This is a genomic window from Veillonella sp. CHU594 (assembly GCF_003992265.1).
Lineage (GTDB): Bacteria > Bacillota > Negativicutes > Veillonellales > Veillonellaceae > F0422.
Genome location: NZ_RQVB01000014.1, coordinates 1 through 24,650 on the forward strand (window position 1 = coordinate 1; position 24,650 = coordinate 24,650).

General features: G+C 37.8%; 18 protein-coding genes and 3 tRNA genes. 1 reads left to right on the top strand and 20 read right to left on the bottom strand.

Features of this window, described 5'->3' with window-relative positions; translation table 11 throughout:
• The 11 genes from EO111_RS07985 to EO111_RS08035 all read right to left on the bottom strand — a co-directional run.
• The coding region (locus EO111_RS07985; RefSeq protein WP_164727629.1) for a PIG-L deacetylase family protein at positions 1 to 1,311 on the bottom strand (1,311 nt) is incomplete at its 3' end.
• Positions 1,312 to 1,392: 81 nt separating this feature from the next.
• Complete coding sequence (locus tag EO111_RS07990; protein ID WP_127011230.1) at positions 1,393 to 3,381, bottom strand: LTA synthase family protein; 1,989 nt, start codon at positions 3,379 to 3,381, stop codon at positions 1,393 to 1,395.
• A gap of 34 nt (positions 3,382 to 3,415) precedes the next feature.
• A complete protein-coding gene (rfbB, locus tag EO111_RS07995; RefSeq protein WP_127011231.1) occupies positions 3,416 to 4,366 on the bottom strand; it encodes a dTDP-glucose 4,6-dehydratase in 951 nt (316 codons plus the stop codon).
• A gap of 30 nt (positions 4,367 to 4,396) precedes the next feature.
• Positions 4,397 to 6,352 (bottom strand): LTA synthase family protein, encoded by a 1,956-nt coding sequence (locus tag EO111_RS08000; RefSeq protein WP_164727630.1) that lies wholly within the window; start codon positions 6,350 to 6,352, stop codon positions 4,397 to 4,399.
• 156 nt (positions 6,353 to 6,508) lie between these two features.
• On the bottom strand, positions 6,509 to 7,381 hold the full coding sequence (locus EO111_RS08005; protein WP_240633680.1) for a sirohydrochlorin cobaltochelatase: 873 nt from the start codon (positions 7,379 to 7,381) through the stop codon (positions 6,509 to 6,511).
• Between the two features lie 299 nt (positions 7,382 to 7,680).
• A complete protein-coding gene (locus EO111_RS08010; RefSeq protein WP_127011233.1) occupies positions 7,681 to 7,995 on the bottom strand; it encodes a hypothetical protein in 315 nt (104 codons plus the stop codon).
• 17 nt (positions 7,996 to 8,012) lie between these two features.
• Positions 8,013 to 8,606 (bottom strand): phosphatase PAP2 family protein, encoded by a 594-nt coding sequence (locus EO111_RS08015; protein ID WP_164727631.1) that lies wholly within the window; start codon positions 8,604 to 8,606, stop codon positions 8,013 to 8,015.
• 206 nt (positions 8,607 to 8,812) lie between these two features.
• Positions 8,813 to 10,075 carry an S-layer homology domain-containing protein gene (locus EO111_RS08020; protein WP_127011235.1) on the bottom strand — a complete coding sequence of 421 codons (1,263 nt, stop codon included), beginning with the start codon at positions 10,073 to 10,075 and terminating at the stop codon, positions 8,813 to 8,815.
• Positions 10,076 to 10,519: 444 nt separating this feature from the next.
• The gene (locus EO111_RS08025) at positions 10,520 to 11,728 is read right to left on the bottom strand and encodes an S-layer homology domain-containing protein (protein WP_127011236.1); all 1,209 of its coding nucleotides are present in this window, start codon (positions 11,726 to 11,728) and stop codon (positions 10,520 to 10,522) included.
• Between the two features lie 526 nt (positions 11,729 to 12,254).
• Positions 12,255 to 13,601, bottom strand: coding sequence for a putative porin (locus EO111_RS08030; RefSeq protein ID WP_127011237.1), 1,347 nt, complete (start codon positions 13,599 to 13,601; stop codon positions 12,255 to 12,257).
• A gap of 294 nt (positions 13,602 to 13,895) precedes the next feature.
• The gene (locus EO111_RS08035) at positions 13,896 to 15,920 is read right to left on the bottom strand and encodes an ABC-F family ATP-binding cassette domain-containing protein (protein ID WP_127011238.1); all 2,025 of its coding nucleotides are present in this window, start codon (positions 15,918 to 15,920) and stop codon (positions 13,896 to 13,898) included.
• Positions 15,921 to 16,098: 178 nt separating this feature from the next.
• Here EO111_RS08035 and EO111_RS08040 point away from each other — a divergent pair, with 178 nt between their 5' ends.
• A complete protein-coding gene (locus tag EO111_RS08040; protein WP_127011239.1) occupies positions 16,099 to 16,458 on the top strand; it encodes a hypothetical protein in 360 nt (119 codons plus the stop codon).
• 119 nt (positions 16,459 to 16,577) lie between these two features.
• Here EO111_RS08040 and EO111_RS08045 read toward each other — a convergent pair whose 3' ends face one another.
• The 9 genes from EO111_RS08045 to EO111_RS08085 form a co-directional block, all read right to left on the bottom strand.
• A complete protein-coding gene (locus EO111_RS08045) occupies positions 16,578 to 17,696 on the bottom strand; it encodes a glycosyltransferase (RefSeq protein WP_127011240.1) in 1,119 nt (372 codons plus the stop codon).
• A 211-nt stretch (positions 17,697 to 17,907) separates the two neighbouring features.
• Positions 17,908 to 18,219, bottom strand: coding sequence for an HU family DNA-binding protein (locus tag EO111_RS08050; RefSeq protein ID WP_127011241.1), 312 nt, complete (start codon positions 18,217 to 18,219; stop codon positions 17,908 to 17,910).
• Positions 18,220 to 18,266: 47 nt separating this feature from the next.
• Positions 18,267 to 19,058 carry a nucleoside triphosphate pyrophosphohydrolase gene (gene mazG, locus EO111_RS08055; RefSeq protein WP_127011242.1) on the bottom strand — a complete coding sequence of 264 codons (792 nt, stop codon included), beginning with the start codon at positions 19,056 to 19,058 and terminating at the stop codon, positions 18,267 to 18,269.
• A complete protein-coding gene (locus EO111_RS08060) occupies positions 19,055 to 20,599 on the bottom strand; it encodes a polysaccharide biosynthesis C-terminal domain-containing protein (protein WP_127011243.1) in 1,545 nt (514 codons plus the stop codon). The genes mazG and EO111_RS08060 overlap by 4 nt, the downstream gene beginning before the upstream one ends.
• A 1-nt stretch (position 20,600) precedes the next feature.
• Positions 20,601 to 23,882, bottom strand: coding sequence for a transcription-repair coupling factor (gene mfd / locus EO111_RS08065; RefSeq protein WP_127011244.1), 3,282 nt, complete (start codon positions 23,880 to 23,882; stop codon positions 20,601 to 20,603).
• 55 nt (positions 23,883 to 23,937) lie between these two features.
• Positions 23,938 to 24,120 carry a hypothetical protein gene (locus EO111_RS08070; protein WP_009353527.1) on the bottom strand — a complete coding sequence of 61 codons (183 nt, stop codon included), beginning with the start codon at positions 24,118 to 24,120 and terminating at the stop codon, positions 23,938 to 23,940.
• A gap of 89 nt (positions 24,121 to 24,209) precedes the next feature.
• Positions 24,210 to 24,293: transfer RNA gene (locus EO111_RS08075), tRNA-Leu, on the bottom strand.
• Between the two features lie 6 nt (positions 24,294 to 24,299).
• Positions 24,300 to 24,376, bottom strand: a tRNA-Arg gene (locus EO111_RS08080).
• A gap of 14 nt (positions 24,377 to 24,390) precedes the next feature.
• Positions 24,391 to 24,466, bottom strand: a tRNA-Trp gene (locus tag EO111_RS08085).
• Positions 24,467 to 24,650: the final 184 nt, after the last annotated feature.

Genomic DNA, 24,650 nt, shown 5'->3' on the forward strand with positions numbered 1-24,650 from the left:
TTCCCAAGGAAAAACTATCCAACTATACATAAACTCATTATTACATAAAATATGACAATATTCATACAATTTATTCTCTTCAAAAATTTCAACCTCAGAAATAGAAAAATCATTATCACTAAAATAAAACTTTAAAAAACTAGTATTTATATGCTGATCAAAATCAATTATAACCTCTGTTTTTAATTTTTTTATATGATATCCAACAGATTTACAGCTTTCTTCCAAAGCTATATCAACATCTAAATCATTAGAAAATAATCCGGTAAATATACATCTACTAATTAAACTATTTTCAGAAAAGTAAATATTTATTGATGGCTTTCTATCATTACTATCTGGTCTCCACATATTATTTTTATAAAATTCTGCAAAAGACTCAAGTGTTGACGGATTAAATTTCAAGAAATCATTAAGGTACTTTGCGTCACCACTAGATACATCAAATGTTGCATGTAACGCTTTATTATCAGTTCTTTTCTCCCAAAATACTTGGTCCCCATTAATAAGTAATTCTCCTCGACTATATGCTTTTTGTGAAATATGTGCTGCCATCGCACAATATATCGGATTGTTTATAATCATTGAATCTCTGCACATATCTGTAACTGGTAAACGTACACGATTTTCCCACAACAAACTAGGATTATCTAACTGTATATTATACTTTACTTTTGTTGATAATAAATGAATTTTAAAATAATCTCTTACCCCTTCATAACCTGTCGAATATGCAAATCCTTTAAAAACCTTTCCATTCCAAATATTTTCTTTCAAAAGTTTAGCAATTACTTTTTCAACATAAATAGAACATAATCTATGATCGATATGCTTATCATAATCTGTTGCTACTATAGAGTCCGGTAAATGTTTACAAATAACTTCTTCTATTGCAAGCATATAATTTCTTAATGTATAAGTTTTGCCTTGACCTGTTAAACTAGAAAAAAAATCTCGAGAAATTTCATTTCCATACGTGGTATTATTTCCTTTACGACTTATCACTATTTGTTCTGGATTACTAAACAACTCATTAGATATATTATCCGCAAACCCTAAAAATATTATATTCTCATAAGGTAATCCTATAATTCTAGCCATATTATAAACTTCTTTTTGCCTTATATCAAAGGAATATTCATAATCTCCATTCGTTGTATATACTAAAATAACCTCTAGTCCCTCATCAATTGCTCCTATTAACGCACTAGCAGCCATGTTCATCTCATCATCTTGGTGTGGAACTATAAACATAACCTTTTCACCAAATAATTTACGATATGTAAAGCTTGTACCAAATAAATTACCCATTTTTTCCCTTTCAAATATTTCATCATAGAAATATTTATTTTTGATGTTATACAATTATATGATAACAACGTAAAGCATCTACTAAACAGAGGGTTTTATTAGATTTCTAAGAATTGCACCTGTCACTTCTATATAAGCCTGTTGTAATGCAACTATACCGTTTAAATTATAATCATATATAGGACGTCCATCTAATGTCTCTACACGTTGATCTTTAAAGAAACCAATATGACTATTACTTATCCAATGATATGGGGTTACAATAAGTTCTTGTTGTTCAAACAAAGATGGGAATAAACTTATATATTCATGCTCTTTAACCGCTATTAATTCCATAATAGTTGGCAGAATATTCATATGCGTTCCTATCCTTACACCATTTAATAAATCTTTGTCAAAATCTTTATGTGACATATAAAATACTGTACTAATATCCTCCCGTAAGGTGTGTACCCTATTAATGTCCTGAGATGGCATAGGTAACCTTCTCGTATGGTCCCCTGTTACTATAACTAGACTATCTTCATAAGTTTCTTGAATATAACGCACAAATTGAGTTAAAGAGTCGTCACAATACGCATATGTTCCAATATCATTTACATATTTTTGTATATGTGTTGGTAATATTTTAATAAACTGTTCTTTTTCAAGACCATATTTTTCAACTGGTATTGTATATGGCGCATGATTAGACGTAGTATAAATAAAATGAAACTCAAATGTGTCTTGATCTTGTTCTTGTAGTTTTTTTTGTATTCCATCAAAAAAAAGATGATCATATACGCCCAACCACGTATATGGTGTATCACTAGGTGTAATATCAAATCCTGAATATAATTTTTGAAAACCATTAGCCTTAGCAAATAAACCTAAACTTGACCAGGATAAGGATCCTCCATACCACAATGAAGTTGTATATCCTAGCTTCGACATCTGTTGAGCCATTGATGTTGGTAATCGATGATTCCAAAAATAAAACATTTCATTCAACTCTAAATTGACATCGAAAATACCATTTAACATTGAACTAATAGATGGTTGAGATATTAAGCCACCTGCTAAAAAATTATCAATACTAATTGTAATACCTTGTTCGCGAATTAATCTGCCTGCATTAGCAATGGGTATATCTATATATATATCATCAAATGCGAACTGACTATAGCTTTCTTCTACAATTAAAAATATCTTTTTAGGCTTTTTAATTCTTGGCCCTGTCGTTTTTTTTCGCATAGAGTTCCAGATTGTACCTACTAAATCCTGTTCAACCTTAATCAAGGGCGTTAAAATTTGGATAGATTCCTCATCACTATGCGTTAGTATTTCTTGTGGTTTTGTTCGAATAGCTAATTCAAAAGCAATCAAATCATCAATACAAGCTTTAGCAAAAAACATATCTCGCTTGACTATTTCAGGTACTGTATCCCATTCAGGCTTATTACGATGCTTAAATGTGCCCCCATAACGGAACCAGTAATATACAACCACCGTAGCTATAACAATTACAGTATTATATGTATAATACATATACCCTGAATAAACGGTCGGTACAGCAATAGTTCCTAAACCTAATAGCCAACTAAGAAAGTAATATATCCCCACTGTATAGATTGGCAAGGATAGTAAAATCCACCATCCATGATTTTGATTAAAGAAAATATCTAATAAATTTCTTTTATCTGCATTTCTTCCTAATCGCAAATTTGAATTATATGTATCTTTATAATGATAATAAAAAATTAACTTTCCCAAAAAAGCTACATATACTACAAAGAAATATAAAGTTCCCAAAATCGCTCTAATAAAATCACTATGAACGTGAATAGATTCAATCTCTATTGAAGGTAATGTTACTAGTAAAAATAAAAATAGTAATACATAGGCATTAAAGTCCATACCCCACCAAAATCCATAGTTAAAGCATGTATACCATTTTTGTTCTTGACCTTTATACGTTCGATTCGGTGCAAAATAGTAGATAAATAAAAATCTAAAAATAGCACATAGTATAGGACTTAACAGAAAAATTTTAATATCTTGTTGTAATCCTTGTAAAATTGAGAGTTCCATAATTCACCACAATATAACAATACAATTTATCAAATTATATAATATTCTTCCTATACCATTCCACAATCCCTGTTAAAGTATCCTCCATGGTATACTCCGGTTTCCATCCTAAGCTTTGTACTTTGCTACTATCAACAGCATAGCGTAAATCATGGCCTAAGCGATCATTCACATAAGTAATGAGTTCATAAGGCTTATCTAGTATACCTAGGATTTGTTTTACTAAATCGATGTTTGCAATTTCTTTGCCACCACCTATATTATATACTTCTCCTATTACGCCTGCTTGTAAAATGGTATCAATAGCCCTACAATGGTCCACAACATGAATCCAATCTCGTACATTCAATCCATCACCATAAACTGGCAATGGTGCCTCCTGCAAAGCGCGTTGTATCATAAGGGGAATTAATTTTTCCGGATACTGATGAGTTCCATAATTATTAGAACATCTAGAAATAGTAATAGGTAATCCGTAGGTTTTATAATAGCTCAACACCAACAAATCTGAGGATGCTTTCGAGGTTGCATAAGGGCTACTAGGTAGTAACGGGCTTTGTTCCGTAAATGGGCTCCCTCCTTGCAAAGGTAATGTGCCATATACTTCATCAGTAGATACATGATGAAATCGTTCTATACCATGTCGTAAACAAGTATCTAATAAAATTCCTGTTCCAACAACATTCGTCTCTAAGAATACTTGTGGTCCAATAATACTTCGATCCACATGAGTTTCTGCTGCAAAATGCACTACCACATCTGGCTTATACGTAACAAACAAAGTATCTACGAAAGAAGCATCTCGAATATTCCCTTCCACCATAGTCAACCTAGAATCTTCTAGTAAGTCTTTTATATTATTCTTATTTCCTGCATAGGTTAACGCATCTAAGCATATAAAGAAGTCCTTTGCATAGATGTCCATCATGTATCGTAAGAAGTGGCTACCTATAAAGCCACAGCCACCTGTTACTAAAATATTCATATTCTCTATGCACTCCTATACAAAAAGAAACTACTCCACCGTATTCCCTCGAACAATCCGCCATACGCTAATGGTCCGCAATGCTTTAATATACTTCGCATACTCTTCTGGCATGGATGCCCCTTGTTCGTGTATACCACTATTGTCAACATATAATCGATGGTTAAAACCCATCTTAGGCGATGTAAACAAGCTCGGCATTAAACTCATATAGGTATCGCCCTTACGACCTACTAGCTCTGCCAAGGTAGGATTAATTTGCAAGGCACTACCAAAGCTACTTTTACTCAGCCAACTAGGGTTTACGCCTTGTCCATAGACGATAAAAGGAATAGCCGAGAAAGTTGGAATATCCACTTGGGTAGCAAAACTAAAACGTTCAGAGTGGTCACCTGTAATCAAGGTTAACATCGTAGGATCTATTGCTTCTACCTCACGAATCATGTTACCCATTGTCATATCTGCATACCAGAAATGGCCGATTTCGTTCACCGTTTTGTCATCCTTTTTGATAGAGTCATCGCCTTTACCAATTACCTTTGACGCATCAAAACCAGCTTTTGCTAAATCTACCGAATACGGTGGATGATTAGAGGATGTCATAATAAAGTGGAATACTTTTTCACCTGGTTCTTCCCCTTTTACATAATTGGTAATCGCCTTAAACAAATCTCCATCAGGGGCTCCCCAAGCATTACCACCTTCATAGGGAAAGCTCGTAGCACCGTGAAACTCATCAAAGCCTTGCGCTAGGGCAAATCGTTCCACATCTTGCCAAGTCCCAAATCCACCATACCAGAACACCGTTTTATATCCAAAATGCTTCATCATTTGTGCAATACCAGTACCATACTTCGATTTATAGGACTGCCCTTCATAGTTCGGATATAAACCAGCATCAGCTAAGCCTGTGACAAATCCATTAACAGCTGGCATAGTGCCCGTACCATGAGCTAGCATATATTTCGTGTGAATCGCTTTTGGCGAACTCTGAATTGCCTTGCCTTCTTGTACAATATAAGTACCTAATTCTTCATAGTTTGGCAAGAACGGCCATAAACCATAGCTTTCACCTAACACAAAGATAACATTATGCGGCTGAGTAGGTAATTTTTCTTCTGTAATGGTCCGTGTGAAAGCTTCATCAATGGTAGCAGCCTGTGGATTTCCTCCCACAGATTGGATCACATCTTTGAGCTCAGCTCCTGTGATGGTAATTTTCTTCGCTTGTTTAGACCGTTCATAAATGGTAAACACTCGTTTCAAGGCTTGTCCATCATCTAAAATCGCTTCATTTAATAGATTAGACTTCGTCCGTGCTGCATTTTCCCAATGGATGGAACCATTATAGGTAAAAGCTCCGCCAAAACGTAGTCCAATACCCACTGCAACTACTAAGAAAATAGACCCTAATACTGTAGCAATTTGTTTAGCCTTACCACTTACTTCTATATTCCATGTGCGGTTAGTATATACTTTCATAAAGACATAAACCATAACAGCACAGAAGACAATCGCTAAGGGTAAGCGCCAAAGCAATCCATATTCAGAAATCCCGGTTTGCAACGTAGCTCCAATATCGTCATGAGCTCCGTTGATAATCATAGCATTAAAGCTAGCATGGAAGATTGTAAAGTAAGGAATACGTAAGCAAAATAAAAATGTAAATATAGCGGTACTAATTCCATACATCCATCGACGTATTGCCCAAGGTGAATACCATTTACACCCTTCTCTACATAGAACACCGGGTAGCGTGGAAAATAAAAAACTGAGTAATACAATAGCACCTGCTGTTTTTAAACTAATACGAAACCCTAGCCATAGTGCCTCAAGAATATCTCCTAAACTAACCTCCCCTAATTGATCTTGAAAGAGTGCAATAAAGGCAATCCGAAACACCATAAATAGTGCAGAAAACCAAAGTAATCCTTTTACATCTAACTGTAGTCCATGTATCCAGTTAGTTAGCTTTGTATGTCCCATGAGTCTATTCCCCTTGTTATGAATTGTGTTGGCATCTATTTTTTCAGATTACCATCATCGTTCGTCATCATTATCTTTCATTATACTCCATATTCCTTTAACAATCAAAAAATCGCATACCATGACGTATCATGATATGCGATAGTTCATATTGTCTTATGCGGTTCTGAAAGTGCCGTGTTTCACAACAGGTTTGCCGTCTCCTGTTTCACGTTGACGCAAAGTGCGACGTTCAGCACTACGAATCACTTGGGATAAATGTTTCACAAATAATTCTTGAATGTATGGATTTTCTCCTAGGCCTTCATTCCAAATAGAAACACCATACCCTTGTTGTCCTAACAAAGTAGCAATAGAATCAGATCGTTCGCCTCCTAAGTAATCCATTAAGTGAGCGGAGCCAATCAATGCCAAAGGCACCACTAATACTTCTTGATGATCTAAGCGTTCTAACAATGTCAATGCTTGTTTAAAGTTAGGGAACCCATTGGCTGTGAATACCACTACATTTTGCCCTGCTCCATACAAACATTTCAATTGTAACGCACTATATTCCAATTGGTTTTGACCATTTGCCATGAGCAATACAGTTTTATTTAACGCACGAATGTTAATGTGCTTAATAATTGCTTCTATAGTATCGGAATAATCATCTGCATAATTTTTCACCCCTAAAGAGTTCAACAATGGTTTGCCTACTGTAGCATGCAAGCCACGATCATGAGCTTCTTTCATCACTTCTTTACGCATTTGTACATAACATTGATCCCATACTAATGCAAATGGCTGAACAAAAATCTCCGTTACCCCTGCAGTAGCCAAACTTTCAATGGCACCCGTTAAAGTAAATACGTTTGCTTCATATTTTTCATTCCATTTATCCACTAATGCATCTGATAAAAATACACGACGCACTTCTACACCAGGATACATTTCCTTAATCCGTCGTTCCATAGCACCTACAGATGCTTCCACCGCATCTCCGTAGATGGATCCAAATGTTGCTAACACAATACCACGTTGATTCATATATGCCTCCATATTAATTCCTTGTTTGTTGGGTTACATAAACACACTTCTTAATACTTATCATACGTCACGTTTTGTATTATGTCAATGATAATTTTTCTCAGTTATTAAATTATTGAAAGAAGTGTATACCAAGTATATACGGCTCTATATTAACTCTTAAAATTATCTATATGTGCCTAACCTTCGCATTTGATAAAGATGTATTTCTCATCCTTAAATCGTATACTATACATACTAAAAAGATCTGACAATAGAAGCTGTTATCTATTATCAGACCTTAACTAGTTAACGTACACTTATGGTTGCGAAATAATCCGTGGTGCCGTCACCTTAAACACTTCACGCAACAGTGGTAAGAATCGACCTTCGATTAATGTACGATTGCGTTCACTTTTCGTAATCAACCACAAGGCTGTCCCATTATATTTGATAGAAATTAAACTGTTGATATATTGATCAAAATCAGATTGTCCCATTTTCTCACGCAATTCTAACAATAAAGAATGCAATGGCTCTCCTTGATACTCAGGGCGCTCCAAGACTGGTGTAAACACTACTTCATAGACAGAATCACTATATTGATTCGGACCTGCAGAACTTTGAAAATCCATGATAACCTCCTATATTCCTACACGGTTGTTTGTTTTTGAAATCGTCTTACGTACTCTCGCATAAGTCGTACATCTAATCCTCTATACATTCGTACCACGCCACGACGTATAGTTTTATTGTAGATAGCAGTCAAAATCCACACAAGGATGAAAGCCCCTAGTATGTCCCCAGGGTAATGATTCCCCACAAATACACGAGAAAATCCCACTAAGATAGAGCCATATACCATCCATGTACCTTGATTCCAACGATAAAATAAGATCCCGCAAGCGATGGCCATAGTTCCTACTGCATGGTCACTTGGGAAGCTAGCATCCGCTGCATGATTTAAAATTAAGATGGCATCTGGATGGTCCACAAAAGGACGATTTTCATAGAACATGGAGCCTAGTATGAAACTGCCAATCAGACAGATGACTAACAGCACACCTGTGGCGAAACTTTCACCACGAAGTTTAAAGCTGCCTGTACGGAAACCTTTCACATATAACCAAGCCAATATGAGTATATATAAGTACGGCACTAGTTTAGAAATCGATATCATCAATGCATCCACTATCACACTGTGGTTGGCCATACCATTGATAAGCGAGAACAACCAATCATTCATTATAACACCTTCCATTTCCTAACAAAGAGATAAATTATTTTCTATTATATCATGGTTCCTGTAGATTGTAATGTAGAGATTGTAAAAGCTTCTTATTCCTGTTAAAGTCATTGACAAAGTATTATTATATCAATCGTTCATAACACATATAACTACATAAAAAAAGAACTCCCGAAGGAGTTCTTTTCATATGTGTAACTATCAAATTAGAATTTGTAGTTAAGTTCTGCACGGTAGTATTCTGGCAAGTTAACAGATTTATTGTTGTCATCTTTTTTCTTGCTGTCGAATGTAGCGTAAGCAGAAAGACCAACGTTTTTAGCTACAGTGTAGTCTACAGTTGCTAGGTAACCTCTGTAGTTTTGGTTTTGATCATTCAAGTTCCAAGTATTGGATACTACTGGAGCTGCTTTTTTCAAGTCGAAGTATTGAACTTTTGCACCCCAAGTACCAGCTTTAGCCATATCAGCTTCGCCATAGCCTAGGCCTGCAGTCCAAGCTTCACCTGCTGCACCTTTAGTTTCTTGTTTAGCATATTCGCCACCAACCCAAACTTTGGAGCCTAATTTAGCATCAACAGATGCACCATATACACTATTTACGCCTTTTTCATGAACATCAGCATAGAAACCTTTTACCGCTAATTTTTCAGTTGGCATAGTGTTTAATTGATAAACTGTTACTTGAGAATTATCTTTACGTTCAGCTTTATCAAATTCTACTTTTTTACCAGCTTCATTAATATAGCTACCACCTTGTAAGTAACCATAGGCAACAGATGCATTTAATTTATCTTTACCAACTGTCGCTACTGCACCTTCAAATGCATCATCGTATACAAGGCCATTACCAACTACTAAATCTTGACGACCTACTGTAGCTGTTGCATATTTACCGAAGTTATGTTGTACATATACACGGTCAAGGCTAGTTTCTGGATTACCTGCTGCACCGAATTCTTTTTCGCCAACTAAACGAACTACTGCTTTAGTATTGTCATTTACAGTTGCCGCAAATTGCACACGACCACGATAATCAAATTTAGATTTATAAGTTTCAGATTTATCTTCATTTTCTACTTTAGAGTGTTGGTAACGAAGACGAGCATCACCAGTGAAAGAGAAGTTGCCTACTTTGTTTTCCAATGTAGAAACACGAACGCCCAAGTTATTCAACTCAGTTGCGAACTCGTTAGCCAAACGGTTGATAATAGCATTTTGTTCAGCGTCAACACGATCTTGACGAGCCATAGCTTTTGCTACCATTTGAGCCATTTCAAAACGAGTGATATTGTGTTGGCCTTTGAAAGTGCCATCTGGGTAACCGTTAACGATACCTTGGGAAGCTAATTGAGCTACTGCTTGGTATGCCCAATCTTGTGGAGTTACATCGGAGAATGGGTTTGCTGCGAATGCAGAAGTTACACCCAATACTGCTGTGGCAGCCAATACTGCTAAATGTTTTTTCATGATAATTACCTCTCAATGAAAAATAAAATAATATACACCGTCTCCTAAGCTTAGATAGATTCGAGCATATCATTGTACTACTTTTCAATGGAGTGTCCACGTTTCCTCACATACTAGCAGATACATCACTATCCTCTAATCTATATTATTCTTATTTGACTTGTAACTATCATAACACAACAACAGATAAAACTCAATACCCTTTTATCGTTTTATTGCACGATATGTAGTTTTTAATTAAGAAAAAATTTCAATTAGCATTTATTTCTTTGCTAAAATCTAAAACTCTTTACCGAATACTAACGGCACGTTTTATCTAGAGTCCTCAGCATTTATTATAGAGCCTTAATTGCTCCCCTTAAAACTTGACAAAGAACTAAATGATAGCTCTGATAAAACAAAAAGAACCCCCGAAGGAGTTCTTTTGTATATGTAACTAGCAAATTAGAATTTGTAGTTAAGTTCTGCACGATAGGATTCAGCTTGTGCTTTGTTAGCTTGATCTTTAGTATCAATAGTAGCAGTAGCTGCAAGACCTACGTTTTTAGCTACAGCATATTTAGCTGTTGCATATACACCTTTATTACCTTTTTTCGCTAAACCTAGTGCGGAATCGATTACAGGCGCATCTTTTTTAATATTGTAGTATTGACCTTTAACAGACCAAGTACCTTGTTTTGCCATGTTATAATTTCCATAACCTAAGCCCGCTGTCCAAGCTTCACCATTAGCACCTTGAGTTTCTGTTTTCACATATTCACCGCCAGCCCAAACTTTGTTGCCAAGTTTAAGATCTAGAGATGCACCATATGCATTATGTACATTTTTTTCATGAGCATCAGCATAGAAACCTTTTACTGCTAATTTTTCAGTTGGCATAGTGTTCAATTGATATACTGTTACTTGGGAGTTTTCAGCACGAGTCGCTTTATCAAGTTCTAATTTACCATATGTTCCACTTTGTAGATAGCCATATGCCACAGACGCATTCAATTTATCTTTACCAGCTGTAGCAACTACACCTTCAAAAGCACCATCAAATGCAAGACCATTACCAACTATCAAATCTTGGCGACCAGCAGCTACAGTTGCATATTTACCGAAGTTATGTTGTACATATACACGGTCAAGTTCAGCTTTAGGAGCACCCTCTGCACCGAACTCTTTGCTACCCGCTAAACGTACTACTGCTTTCGTATTGTCATTTACAGTTGCTTCGAATTTTACACGACCACGGTAGTCGAATTTAGAATCACGAGCATCGTTTTTACCAGTGTAACGAAGACGAGCATCACCAGTGAATTTGAAGTTGCCCACTTTGTTTTCTAATGTGGAAACACGAACGCCTAAGTTGTTCAACTCAGCGGAGAATTCGTTAGCTAAACGGTTGATGATAGCATTTTGTTCAGCGTCAACACGATCTTGACGAACTAATGCTTTAGCAACCATTTGCGCCATTTCATAACGAGTGATGTTGTTTTGGCCTTTGAAAGTACCATCTGGGTAACCGTTAACGATACCTTGGGAAGCCAATTGAGCTACTGCTTGGTATGCCCAATCTTGTGGAGTTACGTCGGAGAATGGGTTTGCTGCGAATGCAGAAGTAACACCCAATACTGCTGTTGCAGCTAATACTGCTAAATGTTTTTTCATGATAATTACCTCTCAATGAAAAATAAAATAAAATAATATACACCGTCTCCTACGTATAGCTTGACTGATTATATCATCGCATTACTTTTCATGGAGTGTCCATGTTTCCTCAACATTCAGTAATGACATACCTATAATCTAAATCATAGCAAACATACTTGACTCGAAAGTATCATATCATAGGATATCCATATAAAGCAAATACTTCCCAATAAATAAGCGTTTCGTTTATTTTCGCACGCAAAATATATATACTTTTAATAACCATATCTAACTATTTGCTATAACATGTATTATTCCAATCTTTTCTTACAGCATTTTAGACCTTTAAAACTCCTAGATCGAGATAATAAATGAATACTTACTTAGCCCCAAGTTTCACTTAAATTGCAAATAAAAATTGAATATATTTACCCATACTTTTAACACACTACCTAAGTATATGGAGCAATCCTATTTACAATCTATCATTTATCATATAAAAAAGAACTCCCGAAGGAGTTCTTTTATATGTGTAACTATCAAATTAGAATTTGTAGTTAAGGTCTGCACGGTAGTAGTCAGGTAATTCATAACCATCAAGATGTTTACCACGTAATTGTGCATATGCTGTTAAACCAACATTTTTAGCTACTGTATAGTTAACAGTTCCTAACCAACCTTTGAAGTCATCTGTAGAAGCTTTAGGTAATTTAGAGGATGGAATAGTTACAGGGCTCATTTCTCCATTACGGAAATATTGAGCTTTTACATTCCAAGAACCGGCTTTGGAGATATCGTATGCACCGTAACCGATACCTGCAGTCCAAGCATTTCCTTCTTTACCGAAGGATTCGAATTTAGCGAATTCACCGCCAACCCAAATTTTATTATGAGCGCCGAAGTGTGTATCTAATGCTCCACCAAAGTAGTTTTCAGAGTTTTGACCATGGTCTTGTACATAGTAACCTTTTGCATCTACATGTTTACCTACTTTTGCATTTACTTGGTAAACTGTTGTTTGGTAACGATCTTCACGAGAAAGGTTTTCGAAGTCACCACCAACCATGTAACCATGTGCTACTGTTGCATTTAATTTATCTTTACCTACAGTTGCTTTTGCACCTTCAAATGCGCTGTCATAAGTTAAACCGCTACCGATCAAGATATCTTGACGACCTACGGAAGCAGTCGCATATTTACCAAAATTATGTTGTACATAGATGCGATCTAATGTTGTAGTAGGATTTCCAGCTGCACCGAATTCTTTATCGCCTGTTGCTAAACGAACTACTGCTTTAGTGTTGTCGTTTACAGTAGCTTCGAATTGTACACGTGCACGGTAGTCAATTTTAGAACGTTTTTTTGTAACTGCTTTTACATTATCTTCATCTACTGCTAAAGATTCATCGTTTACATCTACATCAGCTGCATCAGCTGCATCAACATCTGCTTCTTCAGCATCACCAAATGTAATATCATTTACATATGCATTTTCTACAGTATTGGAACCTTGGTAACGAACACGTGCATCACCAGTGAATTTGAAGTTACCCACTTTGTTTTCCAATGTGGAAACACGAACACCTAAGTTGTTCAACTCAGCGGAGAATTCGTTAGCCAAACGGTTGATGATAGCGTTTTGTTCAGCGTCAACACGATCTTGACGAACTAAAGCTTTAGCTACCATTTGAGCCATTTCATAACGAGTGATGTTTTGTTGGCCTTTGAATGTGCCATCTGGGTAACCGTTAACGATACCTTGGGAAGCCAATTGAGCTACTGCTTGGTATGCCCAATCTTGTGGAGTTACGTCGGAGAATGGGTTTGCTGCGAATGCAGAAGTCACACCCAATACTGCTGTGGCAGCTAATACTGCTAAATGTTTTTTCATTGTTAGTACCTCTTACTAAAAACATAAAATTACTTAATCTTCTCTGAATCATATAACAAAATTCATTCCACATATACAATTCATCTTTATATTTTTAATAGAGTATCCATGTTTCCTCTAGTAATTTATATCTATGATTTGTATATGTATTCCATAAAGTTTTGTTATATCCATTTACTTAAATATATTGAAAAGACTTTTGTATAATAACATAAATTTAAAGAAAGTACAACTATTTTTTTCGATATCCCTCTATGATGTCAAACAAATTTTGTTTAAAACACTGATAATAAGCTATTTTCTCTCCTCCAATTCCAACCAACGGAAGGTACTCATATCCAACTCTTCTACCACTTGTTCTCGTTCTTTGATAGTACTTTCAATGGCTTCATAGTCACTACCCCCTTGAGCAATCATAGCATCATAGGCTTTCACTAGACCTTCTAGTTCCGCAATGCGAAATTCTAATTGTTCAAGTTCTTTCATCTCCCTTAAGGTCAGTTTCTTTTTAGCACCTTCATTGCTATCTATTGTAGTCGATACTATTTCTGGATTCATACTAATATTCACATCTATGCCTATATCACGTGACAGGTTTTGTACACCTCCACTTTCAGCATGCAACACCATCCCTTCATTGGCATGGTGTTCCGCATTTTGCCCCCTAGAACCAGCGGATCCACCCTGTACCTGCACAGCATGACGTAGGACACCACGTTTTGTATCACCACCCATGGCGCTCGTTAGCTTCGTATCCGCTTCATAATCAGAGTAACCACCATGGTATATCTCGATATGGCCTGCTCCAGTGAATACAAAGAGTTTATCTACCACCCGGTCTAAGAAGTACCGATCATGACACACGGTGATGACAATACCGCTATAAGAATCTAAGAACTCTTCTAAGACTTCTAAGGTTGGAATATCTAAATCATTGGTAGGCTCATCTAGGAGTAGCACATTGGGGGCATCCATTAAGATGCGAAGTAAAAATAATCTTCGCTTTTCCCCACCAGACAGTTTACGGATGGGCAAACCATGGTGGGATGGAGGAAATAAAAAGCGTTCCAATAATTGACCTGCACTTAAGGAACTGCCATCGGGCAAGTGCAAATACGAGCGATTTTCTCGAATATAGTCCAACACCCGTTGGTCCTCTTTAAAGGTCGGCAATTGTTGCGAGAAATATCCAATCCGAACTGTTTCTCCACGCCCCATAGTCCCACCTGTCGGTTCTAGGGACCCTTGGAATAGCTTCATCAACGTAGTCTTACCAATCCCATTAGGTCCTACCACACCAATTCGGTCATGACGTACCATATGGTACGTAAAGTCTCTAATCACTTCTCGTCCTGTAGGATACGCAAAGGACAAGTGCTCTATATCAAAGATGGTATTTCCTAAGCGAGAGGCTAATACTACGGGATCCACAGTGCCTACTTTTTGTCGTTTTTCCATAGCTTTCAATTGCTCGAACCGTTGCAACCTTGCCTTTTGTTTTGTTGTACGCGCCTTTGCACCACGGCGCACCCATTGTAATTCACTGGCAATCAGTTTTCTGCGCTTTTCCTCAATGGCATCTAACTGTGCTTCTCGTTCTTCTTTCAAGGATACATAGGTTTCGTAAGTCTCTTGAAATTCATATATAGTCTGATTCGATAGTTCCCATATGGTGTTACATACGGCATCTAGGAAATATCTATCATGGGTGCTCAATAATACAGCCCCTTTTCTATCTTTTAAGTATAGTTCTAGCCATTCAATGGTGGCCTCATCCAAATGGTTCGTCGGTTCGTCAAGCAATAATAAATCACAAGGATAGACCAAGGCTCTAGCTAATGCTAATCTTCGTCGTTGTCCCCCAGATAATGAGTTTGCTGGCCCATGTACATCATGAAAGCCAAGGCGTGTCAATATCATTTTTGCTTCTTGTTCTACAACCCAGCCATCTTCTTCATCCATGCGCGCTAATAATTTCATATACTGCGAGGATTCTGGGTCTTGTAAAGCTCTTTCAAAATCTCGAACCAGTGAAAGTTTAGGATGGTCTCCTAATAATACATTATCTAGCAAGGTACTACTTTCATCAATATACGGATCTTGTTCCAATCGATGAATCGTAGCCTTCCCATTCCGTTCTATACTACCTGTATCTGGTTCTTGTGTTCCTTCCAACACCTGCAATAAAGTTGTTTTACCTGTCCCATTGACGCCAATTAAGCCAATGCGATGATGAGACGCTATGGTGACATTTACGTTTTTAAACAATAGCCGGGTGCCATACGATTTTTCTATATTTTGTAATGTTAAGATGTTCATGTGTTTCCTTTCAATACATTTGCTAATATCCTACGTATCTAAGGTATATTATCTATTGAAACCATTGTTATCATATCTAAATTTTATATCTTTGTAAACACACATTCCTCCATTGACACACCTACTGTCATGGATTAGAATGAAAGTAACATATTCATTATTTTATAAGGAGGTTGTCATGGACACTGACACGGTTCAGCAAGAGTTTGAAGATATTGGTTTTGAAGTTGTAGAAGTTGACGAACGAGATGTCCTATTATACGAACTATCTGATGGTAGCGAAGAGGAAGATGGTCAATATGCCATTATTTCCGATGAAGATGGACGTATTCCTACTGCAATGGATACACCTGTAATTGTATCCGTGTATGATGATAATGATGCATTTCAATGGAGCGTAACACTTCCAAATGGAGAGGAACTAAAAGAATTATTCCTTCGTGTGGAAAGTGCGGAAGAATTGCTAGATACTTTGCAAGATATTCGCAATGAAAATATTGAGCGTTACGATTCTGAAATGGACTCCTATAGCGAGTAATACGGCAAAAAGGCTGTCGCACCATGTAATTTACATGTTGTGACAGCCTTTTTTATTACAACTGTATAAGTAGGAGGCCATACTAGTCGGCATCCTAAATCCTGTATTATCTTATCTTTCTATTCAAGCATCTCCTGTTTATGTGCCAGCATGTCCTCACAAGCAGCTACGATTTCCGCTGCTCCATCTACTTTCCAAGCCTTCGCTGCTTCATGCATAGCCTGTAAGCGTTCGTGGTTTTGTAATAAAGCACCTACTACATCATCCAAGTTTTCAATATGACGTGCCCATTTGCCACAGCCCTTTTGTTCTAACAGTTCTGCATTAGCTTCTTCTTGTCCAGGAATGGCATTGAAAAATACCATAGGTACGCCTATGGTAACGCCTTCCATACAAGTCAATGCCCCTGGCTTTGTCACAAGCAATGTCGCCTTCCGCATCAATTCAGGGATTTCATTGGTATAGCCATATATGGAAATAGGCGTTCGTAAGGATTCTTTCATATGATGCAAAGAGTTATATAACCCATCGTTCAAGCCTGCCACTACATGAATTTCATCAATTCCCGGTACATGATCTAGCCGTTGTAAGGCTTCTTCTACACAGCCTAATCCAAGTCCACCACCCATGAGCAATACCCTCTTACAAGAATCACTGCCATAGGGTTCTTTTAAAGGTGTAAAGAAGTGACGCATGATAGGAATCCCTGTGACATGAATTTTTTCTAAAGGTACGCCCATGTTCAACACTTCATACACCATGGATGGCGTAGCTACATGATAGGCATCGATTTCATCATAGCGCCAAAATTGGTGGGCTGCAAAGTCAGTCATAACGGCTACAATAGGAATCTCTATTTTTCGATGTCGTTTCAACACACTTGCTGCCCCACAAGGAAATGGATGGGTACACACAATTAAATCTGGCTCTTCCTTTTCTATGAGTTTTTCCATCCGATTCTTTAGCATCCAAGACACTACCGTTTGGGCTACGCTTCCTTTCCATTCAGCACCAGACCAACGATAGACAATATCATAGAGAAAAGGAAAGAAGTCTAACATTTTAAAATAGGTTTCTTTCAATAGGTTATCAAAGGAAAATGTATCTGTCCCTAAAAAGTCTACATGATGTACGACTGCACTTGGATCTTTCTGTTGCCAATATTCTTGAATCGCCAGTGCCGCTTGCGTATGACCCGTACCAATTGACGCCGATACAATTAAAATACGTTGACCCATGTGCCCTCCTTTCTTTAGATAGCCTCTAATGATGTATGTTTACCCCACTGATTCTTACTAAGCAATTACATTATGTCTATTCTATCATAGATTCGAAGAGATATGAATATTACGTATAAAAAAGAACGCTATCATTTCCATGCAAATCTAAGAAAATATCAATTTGCAGAGGAACTGTAGCGTTCTTTTTGTATTTTAGGAATATCCTGAATTATTTTTTACGAACTTTAGTAGATGCTTTAGCAGCTGGTGTGTTCACAAGGTCTTTTAATTGTTTACCTGCTTTGAAAGCTGGGGATTTGGATGCTGGAATTGTCATTTCTTCTTTCGTACGAGGGTTGCGGCCAATGCGTTCAGCACGAGTACGAACTTCGAAAGTACCAAAACCAATTACTTGTACTTTTTCTTCTTTAGCTAATGCTTCGCCAATTGTGTCGAATAAAGCTTTTACTGCTTTTTCAGCATCTTTTTTTGTCAATTCAGCTTTAGCTGCAACGCTTGCGATTAATTCAGTTTTGTTCATGATTGAACCTCCCTTAAAAATAGTATTCTTTTAACTTAATCATGCGATTAAAGTTCCACCTTTGCCGCCTCCCAAAATTCATCTAGCTCTTTGAGAGTAAAATCCTCCCATTTGTTTCCACTCTGTTGGACCTTTTTTTCCACATAAGAAAATCGCCGTATAAACTTTGTATTTGTGCGGTGTAGTGCGTTTTCTCCGACTATTTTATACCATTTAAACAGATTTATCAAGGAAAAAAGTACATCTCCCCCCTCTTCTTCCGCTTTTTCTATGTCTTTTTTGAATATTTCTTGCTTAAATTCATCTATTTCTTCATAAAACTTAGCCCATACCCCTTCTTCACTAGGCCAGTCGAACCCCACTTTACTTGCTTTCTCTTGTAATTTTTGAGCCCGTAATAAAGCTGGTAATCCTGGAGAAATTCCATCCAAAATAGATGTGCGTTCATGCCCTTTTTCTTTTGCTTTCAATTCTTCCCAAGTTGCTAATGTATCTCCTACTGTTTCTCGGTCTGCCCTTTGAAACACATGCGGATGTCGTCTCACCATTTTAGCGGTAATATCATTCACCACATCTTGCATGGTAAAATATCCATTTTCCTCTGCCACTCGTGCATGAAACACGATTTGCAACAATAAATCTCCTAATTCTTCCCGTAAATGGTCCACATTCTTTTCATCAATGGCTTCTAATGTTTCATATACTTCTTCTAGCAAATATCTACGTAGTGAACTATGTGTTTGTAATTTATCCCAAGGACATCCATTAGGGCCTCGTAATTCAGCTAATACATCTACTAATGGATCCAATGTAAAGGAACTCGTTTCTTTTTGACTCACTTAGAACCACCTTTCTTCATGGCTTGTTTTGCCAAACCTGTAAACTCTTTCACCTGCATGGTTTTCGTTATACTTAGTGCTAATACATATAGTACAATTCCTAAAAGAATAGATACTGCTACACTCATGGTATTAGATAGGATAGTACTCATAAAATTATAAAACATCACTGTGCCACCACCCATGGCTAAGGAGGAGAATAGAATTTTTCCAATTTCTAGGAAAGAAATAGTAAATGATGTACTTCGATACAATATATACAAGTTTGCTACTGCAGCTATACCAAAATCTACATTAGTGGCCCACGCAGCCCCTTCTATCCCCCATTGCGGTGTTAAATAGAGATTTAATAAAATTTTTAATACTGCCCCTAAGAGTAACGTAAACATAGGAATCGCCGTACGTCCTAACCCCTGTAAGGCACCGGTTGTTACTTGTTGTACACCTAGTAGCCAAATGCTAGTACTAAGAACAGCAATAGATCCACCTGCATTAGGGGTATCAAACATCATCTGAGAAATCGGTGTAGCCAATACACATAATCCTACAAAGGCAGGAATAGTTACGATATTCGTCATCCGTAGCGCGGTCTCCATGCGATGATGGATTTCTTCTCTATCTCGTTCTCTATGCAGTCTAGATATGGCCGGTACTAAGCTAGTGGCTAAGGACATAGTCACTATAACAGGCAAGCTGATAAGAGAGGTCGCCATGCCTGTTAAATATCCAAATGCTGTTGTGGCCTCTTCTTTGCCATAACCAGATAGCATCAATTGTTGTGGTACTAGCCATAAATCAATGGCTCCAATGAGAGGTATCATAATATTGGCTACGGCCACTGGAAAGGCTAGTGTCATTAAGTCTTTTATAATGGTCTTCGGTGATTCTAAAGGAAATATTTGTCCTTCTAATTTAGATTCTCGACCATAATAATACAGTAACACCACTAATCCTAAGCCTACGCCAATGACAGAAGATAAGGCCGCACGACTAGAGGCTAGTTCAATCCCCTGTGGTAAAAAGTAGATAGCTGCCCCCACCATCACTAGTACACGCCCTAACTGTTCACATACCTGTGATATACCAGTAGGCAACATATTTTGAAATCCTTGAAAATAACCTCGAAAACAGGCCAATAAAGAAACAATCCCAATGGCAGGTGCTACCGCTAATAACGCACCTTCTGCTCGGTTATCTGTAATCAATCCGATTTCGATAACATAAGGAATAGCAATATAGAAGGCTACACTTAGCAATACACCTAGCATCCCCATAGTAGTCAATGCTACCTTGAAAATATGCCGAGCTCCTCTATAGTCCTCTTGTCCCACTTTGCGAGCAATCATAATAGAAAGAGCGACTGGTAATCCTGCTGCTCCAATACTGATAATTAGTTGATACAAAGAATAGGCCATTTGGTACAGACCCACCCCTTCGCCTCCTAAGATACGGGCTACAATGACTTTACTGACCGCCCCTATGACCTTCACCAATAACCCTGCTACGGTTAAGATCATAGCTCCTTTCATAAATCCTGTCATATTAGCCCTCCTTTGGAAGTTTTCGTTCAAATTCACTCAGTACTTGTTCTACTTGGCGGATTACATCGCCAGATTGTAATGTATAGGCCCATACAGTGGGGTTTGAGCCTCGATGTTTCATATGTTTCCATATATCTTCACTGATGGCACCCATATCCCAGTCTTCCATTTTAGACTCATCTTGCCAAGTAAAGAGAATATTCCCATCCTTACGAATGACACTCTTCATACCTAAAGAGCGAGCTCGTTCCTTAATCATGGCCAATTTAATGAGACGTTCCACTGGTTTTGTAGGAGATCCAAACCGGTCAATTAATTCATCTACAAAATCGTCTAAACCAGCTTTTGTATCAATTTGTAGTAATCGTTGATACACAGAAATCTTTCGTGCCTCATCATGAATATAATCACTATCGATAAAGACATCTATGCCTACATCCACCACTGGTGCTGGTAATGGACGGTCTGGCATGTCTTTTTTCTGAGCTTTTGCAATCGCTTCTTCTAACATGGCAGCATACATAGCAAAGCCGACAGCTGCGATATTACCATGTTGTTGCGCACCTAATAAATTACCTGCCCCTCGAATTTCCATGTCGCGCATAGCTAACTTAAATCCTGCGCCTAATTCGGTAAATTCCTGGATGGCCTTCAACCGTTTTTCGGCACTTTCATTTAACACCTTATCTGGGCGATACATAAAATACGCATACGCCCGTTGACTAGAACGCCCTACTCGTCCGCGCATTTGATACAACTGTGACAAGCCCAAATGATCTGCATCGTAAATAATAATGGTATTGGCGTTTGGAATGTCTAAGCCCGTTTCAATAATACTAGTGCATAAGAGCACATCATATTGTCCTTCTGTAAAATCCTGCATCACATGTTCCATCATGGTGCCCGCCATTTGTCCATGAGCCACTGCAATGCGTAGATCCGGCATAGCTCGCTGTAACTGTTCTTCCATATGCGCAATAGACTGTACCTTGTTGTACACAAAATATACCTGTCCACCTCGTTGTAGCTCACGACGAATAGCTTCCGTCACTACTTGCATATCAAACTCCACAACATAGGTTTGCACTGGTAATCGTTCCATCGGTGGCGTATGGATGACACTCATTTCACGAACCCCTACCAAGGACATATGCAAGGTCCGTGGTATTGGCGTAGCGCTGAGGGTTAAAATATCAATATTAGTAGCCCATTGTTTCCACTTTTCTTTTTGTGCCACCCCAAACCGTTGTTCTTCATCTACTACTAATAGGCCTAACCTTTGGAATTGAATTTTCTTACTTAATAACGCATGTGTGCCGATTAAGATATCTACCTGTCCATCTTGTACAGCCTTAATAATTTCCTTCTTTTCTTTCGCTGACCGGAATCGATTTAACACTTCTACGCGCACTCCAAATTGTGAGAATCGATACATAAATGTTTTAAAATGTTGCTCTGAAAGCACCGTTGTGGGTACTAACATAGCTACTTGCTTACCACTCATAACAGCTTTAAACATAGCGCGCATAGCCACTTCTGTTTTACCGAATCCAACATCCCCACATAACAGTCGGTCCATAGGGCGTGGTAATTCCATCGACGCCTTAATCTCTTGAATCGCTTGTAGTTGGTCATCAGTCTCTTCATACGGGAACTGGTCTTCAAACTCTCGTTGCCATGGTTGATCTGGTAAAAATGCATAGCCCTCTATAAGTTCTCGTTTCGCATACAACTCTACTAAGGTATCTGCTAAATCATCAATAGATTTTTGGGCTTTCGATTTTGTCTTAATCCATTCCTTACCACCCATTTTATGTAATTTGGGCGTAACGCCTTCATTACCAATATATTTTTGTAATTGATCCAAATGGTCTGCCGGTAAAAATAAACGATCTGTACCAGCGTAATCAATTTCAATATAATCTCGATGAATGCCTTCCGTCTCTATGGTCTTCAGTCCTCGATATTTACCAATACCATGGATGCTATGTACTACATAATCCCCAACGGTAATATCTGTAAAATATTTAATCTCCTGACCTTTATCTACTTTCTTACGAATTTTTTTCTTCTGAAAGCCAAAAATATTCCCTTCTGTGATGACCGTTAGATTTGAATGTGGTAATTCAAATCCCTCTGAAAGTATGCCCTCCACAATAAGAACTGCAGGTGCTGTCCATTCCCATGTATCTCGATACACATAGGATATCTTATTTTCAAGTAACGCACTTTCTATTGCTTCACGGCGTTGCTGATTGTGTAATACCAATACAATTTGTCTATTCAAGGATGCATTAAACTTAATATCATCCATAAGCATTGGAATTTGCCGCTCATAGGAGGCAATAGATTTTCCCATCATACCGATGGTCTGTACCTTCCCCCACCCTGCAGAGCGTTGCATCATACTGAATAAAATAGTGGTATGCGCCTTCGAAGATGCTTTCCAATCCTTCCAACGCAGATATAACTCTTCATTCGTCGCATCTTCCTTATGAACTTTACCTAATGCTTCTTCTAACCGTTTTGGCTCATCTAAAATTAATACGCCACTACTTAAATAAGAGAGTATAGAGCAAGTTTCTTCATCATTATCTGCGTGTATAGGTAAGACCATACATTCCGAAGTTTCCCCCATAGAGCGTTGCGTATCCACATTGAACTGACGCATAGTATCAATCGTATCGCCAAAAAATTCAAGACGAAAAGGAAATTCACTTTGGATAGGAAATACATCTAAAATATCTCCACGCACGCTAAAATGACCACGATATTCCACCTGGTCCACTCGTTCATATCCAATTTGCACTAATTTTTCTAACAGGATTTGCTGATCTATGTCTTGCTCTACCTGAAGCGTTAACATATGATCTAACACGGTACAAGGTTCGCCTACAAATTGACTAGCTTCTTCTATGGTAGCTAATACAATCACTGGTTTACCCAAAGCTAGATTCCCTAAGGTCTCCATCCGTTTTGCCTGTGTATCTAAACTTTTTGCCGTCCATTGTGAAAGAGATCGATCCACAATAGGATAAGATAATACTTTAGCATCTGGTAATAGACATTGTATATCCCTTTCCCATAACTCTTTATGGGTTTTATCATGGGTCACAATAAGGGTTGGTCTTTGCTCACCTTCTAATGTAGCTTGACTATACAGAAAAGATTTCTGTGATCCTCCTAACCCATAGATTTGGGTAGCGCCTTTTTTATAAAAAGAGTCTACAATATCCTTCATAGTCCCTTTTATATCTAATATAGGCTTATATGTCATCGACATATAGTATTTCCTTTCTTATATGAAAAAGAGCTATAGTTATCTATAGCCCCTGTGATTATTCTAGGTTTTCTTTAATCGCCGTATTCGTGGACTCTTCAATATAATGAAGGGCTGCATAAATTAAATATGCACCTACAGTAAGACCGAAGAAAAAGGCTTTGAATATTTCTTTGTTCCAACGAGTTTCACGTAAACCAGAAACCGCAGATGCTAAAAAGCTTAAGTCTGTAACTTTCATAGCAACCTCCTTGTATCAACACTTAAATTTATATTCTTACACTAGATATACAAAAAAAGCGAATATAACTATTCGCTTATCTTTAAAATTGGTGCGGGAGAAGGGACTTGAACCCCCACGCCAATGGCGCCAGATCCTAAGTCTGGTGCGTCTGCCAATTCCGCCACTCCCGCATAAGATGGTGACCCAGGAGGGATTCGAACCCCCGACCTTTTGATTCGTAGTCAAACACTCTATCCAGCTGAGCTACTGAGTCATATGTAATTTAGTTGGCAGGGGCAGTAGGACTTGAACCCACAACCAACGGTTTTGGAGACCGCTACTCTACCAATTGAGCTATACCCCTATCTTTACGACTTACTCAGTATAACGTAAAGTTGATACTTTGTCAAGTGATTCTTGTAGCAGAACCAAGTTTTTAGCTGGGCTAGCAGATGCTAGCCCCCGCTAAGTTTAATCAGCAACTTCCTATCCTCCCAGGCCGTTTCCAGCCAAGTACTTTCGGCGTTTACGAGCTTAACTACTGTGTT

What these genes read in the sequence shown, in the direction of transcription:
- EO111_RS07990 (WP_127011230.1), bottom strand. Translation starts at nt 3,381, where the DNA reads ATGGAACTCTCAATTTTACAAGGATTACAACAAGATATTAAAATTTTT.
- rfbB (WP_127011231.1), bottom strand. Translation starts at nt 4,366, where the DNA reads ATGAATATTTTAGTAACAGGTGGCTGTGGCTTTATAGGTAGCCACTTC.
- EO111_RS08000 (WP_164727630.1), bottom strand. Translation starts at nt 6,352, where the DNA reads ATGGGACATACAAAGCTAACTAACTGGATACATGGACTACAGTTAGAT.
- EO111_RS08005 (WP_240633680.1), bottom strand. Translation starts at nt 7,381, where the DNA reads ATGAATCAACGTGGTATTGTGTTAGCAACATTTGGATCCATCTACGGA.
- EO111_RS08010 (WP_127011233.1), bottom strand. Translation starts at nt 7,995, where the DNA reads ATGGATTTTCAAAGTTCTGCAGGTCCGAATCAATATAGTGATTCTGTC.
- EO111_RS08015 (WP_164727631.1), bottom strand. Translation starts at nt 8,606, where the DNA reads ATGAATGATTGGTTGTTCTCGCTTATCAATGGTATGGCCAACCACAGT.
- EO111_RS08020 (WP_127011235.1), bottom strand. Translation starts at nt 10,075, where the DNA reads ATGAAAAAACATTTAGCAGTATTGGCTGCCACAGCAGTATTGGGTGTA.
- EO111_RS08025 (WP_127011236.1), bottom strand. Translation starts at nt 11,728, where the DNA reads ATGAAAAAACATTTAGCAGTATTAGCTGCAACAGCAGTATTGGGTGTT.
- EO111_RS08030 (WP_127011237.1), bottom strand. Translation starts at nt 13,601, where the DNA reads ATGAAAAAACATTTAGCAGTATTAGCTGCCACAGCAGTATTGGGTGTG.
- EO111_RS08035 (WP_127011238.1), bottom strand. Translation starts at nt 15,920, where the DNA reads ATGAACATCTTAACATTACAAAATATAGAAAAATCGTATGGCACCCGG.
- EO111_RS08040 (WP_127011239.1), top strand. Translation starts at nt 16,099, where the DNA reads ATGGACACTGACACGGTTCAGCAAGAGTTTGAAGATATTGGTTTTGAA.
- EO111_RS08045 (WP_127011240.1), bottom strand. Translation starts at nt 17,696, where the DNA reads ATGGGTCAACGTATTTTAATTGTATCGGCGTCAATTGGTACGGGTCAT.
- EO111_RS08050 (WP_127011241.1), bottom strand. Translation starts at nt 18,219, where the DNA reads ATGAACAAAACTGAATTAATCGCAAGCGTTGCAGCTAAAGCTGAATTG.
- EO111_RS08060 (WP_127011243.1), bottom strand. Translation starts at nt 20,599, where the DNA reads ATGACAGGATTTATGAAAGGAGCTATGATCTTAACCGTAGCAGGGTTA.
- mfd (WP_127011244.1), bottom strand. Translation starts at nt 23,882, where the DNA reads ATGTCGATGACATATAAGCCTATATTAGATATAAAAGGGACTATGAAG.
- EO111_RS08070 (WP_009353527.1), bottom strand. Translation starts at nt 24,120, where the DNA reads ATGAAAGTTACAGACTTAAGCTTTTTAGCATCTGCGGTTTCTGGTTTA.